Here is a 2301-nt window from a genome sequence, read left to right on the forward strand (position 1 = left end):
GGCGAGCACGCTGCTCCACCCGCCGCATCAGCACAGCAGTTCAAGCCGTCCACACCCTGATGACCTGCACATATTCAGGATGAAAACGGTTCAGTAGGCCAGCTTCACCTTTGTAGCGCAGAAGGCACTTTCGCTTTTCCGATCATGGTCTGGACGCACCTCAGATGAAACGCGCAGGCTAGTGGTCTAGTCTCAAAGCGCTCGCAGTCCGTGCGGGCCCCAACTGCCAGGAGGAATCCGTAAAGATGACCTTTCCCGTGAAGCTTTTACGCAGGAGTCGCCGGGTCTTACTCCCCGCGCTCGTCGCGGCTTCGGCCCTGGCGCCCTGGCCAGCCCAGGCCAACCAGAGCAACCATCTCGGTGCTGAGGGGGGTGGGCGTGTCCTTGTACGGACGTCGAGTGGTTGGGTGCAGGGCAAGGCCACTGATCAGGGGCGGGAGTTCCTTGGCATTCCCTATGCGCAGGCGCCCACGGGTGCTCTGCGCTGGCGTGCGCCCAAGCCTGCCCCCGGCTGGGTAGGAGTCAAGGATGCCACCCGGTTCGGAAACAATTGTCCACAGAGTGCCTTTTGGATACCGGGCTACGAGAAGGATCAGACGGCTGAGGACTGTCTCGACGCCAACGTCTACACCCCGCCCGCCACCCGGCACACGGGCAAGCTGCCGGTCATGGTGTTCATCCACGGTGGCGGCAACGTGGGCGGTGCGGGACGCGACATCGTCCCCGATACCTTCGCGCGCAGGACCAACACCGTCGTCGTGACCTTCAACTACCGCCTCGGGGCGATGGGGTTCCTGACCCTGCCCGGCACCACCGGCAATTTCGCCCTGCTCGACCAGCAAGCCGCGATGCGCTGGACACAGGCCAACATCGCGCGCTTCGGCGGGGATCCCGCGCGGGTCACCATCGCCGGTGAGTCGGCGGGCGGCGGTGCGGTCTGCACCCAGCTCGCTTCCCCGACCAGCCGCGGCCTGTACCGGGCTGCCATCATCGAAAGTGGCGCCTTCTTCGACTGCGCCGGCAAGAGCCGCAAGGATGCCGTCTCCGTCGGCCTTGCTTTCGCCGCCAAGCTGGGCTGCACGCATCCGGCGACCGCGGCAGACTGCCTGCGCGCCAAGCCCGCAAAAGACATCCTCAAAGCGCAGCAGGGCACCAGTATTTTCCACGAATGGAACTACACCATCGGCGGACCTGAACTGCCGCTACAGCCCTCCGCCGCGTTCACCGCAGGCCGCGCCTCCCATGTCCCCGTCATGAACGGCGCCAACAGCAACGAGGGCCTGTCCTTCACCTATGACAGCTTCGACCGCTTCGGTCACCCGCTGACCGCCGGCGCCTACCCCAGGGCCCTCGTCTCGGCCTTCGGCCAAACCGCGGGCTCCCGCGCGCTGGCCCAGTATCCGCTCGGCGCCTACGCCCGGCCTGACTATGCCTATGCCGCTGCTTTTGGCGACCAGCTCTTCGCCTGCCCGGCACTACGCACCGACCAGCGCCTCTCCCCGCGCGGACGTGTCTACACCTACGAATTCGCCGACCGCACCTCCCCGCTGTCCGCAAACCTGCCACAGCATGCCGACTTCGACTTCGGCGCAACCCACGCGGCCGAGCTGAACTACCTTTTCAAACCGTACGGCCTCGCCGCACACCTCAACCCTGAGCAGCGGGCGCTGTCCGCGCAGATGACCGCCTACTGGGGCTCCTTCCTCCACGACTTCGTGCCACGGGCTCACATGCAGCAGACGATGCCGGAACAGAGCGCACACCCCGGCTACGTACTTCAGCTGCGCACCGCACCCGCCGGCGGCAATGCCACGACGGCGAACCTGCGGGCCGTCCACCACTGCGATCTGTGGGACACCGCTCCCTAACAGGCAGACCACTGGCCCTACGCCCCAACATGGATGGAGGGCCAGTGCACAGGGCTCGCCCCTGCTGCGCTGGGCCTGCGCCGAGGCCGTCCAGCGTTGCCGGGCCGACACCCCGAGGCGCCGCCTCAGGGAGCGCATCACCGAACGCTAGGACCGCACGGAGGCGCTGAGCGGCACCCGGCTCTGCCGTCTCAGGCCCTCAGCAGCGACCAGATTCCGGAATCCGCCCAGGCCTGGAACGCTGCTGCAGCGGGCACTGCACAGACCCTGGAACTGGAAAATTCCAATCTCGGACTCCAACAGGGGCCAGCTGTCGGCGCCGCCGATACGCCAGCCGACCTCACCGGCGGCAGGAACAGGGTCAGCGTCCAGATGCGCATCCCCGCTCTCAGCCCGACCACCTGGATCCCGCCCGCACCCCGCCAGGCCATTT

The 2301-nt window shown here is 66.7% G+C and carries 1 protein-coding gene and 1 pseudogene; both read left to right on the forward strand.

Going from position 1 to position 2301, the window contains the following annotated elements; translation table 11 throughout:
- Positions 1–83, forward strand: a pseudogene (locus ABZ624_RS42695) (IS5/IS1182 family transposase); the annotation flags it as partial.
- Positions 84–245: 162 nt separating this feature from the next.
- Positions 246–1868 (forward strand): carboxylesterase family protein, encoded by a 1623-nt coding sequence (locus ABZ624_RS42700; protein ID WP_360101080.1) that lies wholly within the window; start codon positions 246–248, stop codon positions 1866–1868.
- The last annotated feature ends 433 nt before the right edge of the window (positions 1869–2301 follow it).

Origin of the sequence: Streptomyces sp. NPDC007205, from assembly GCF_040634095.1 — a bacterium.
In the GTDB taxonomy this organism is placed as follows: Bacteria; Actinomycetota; Actinomycetes; order Streptomycetales; family Streptomycetaceae; genus Streptomyces.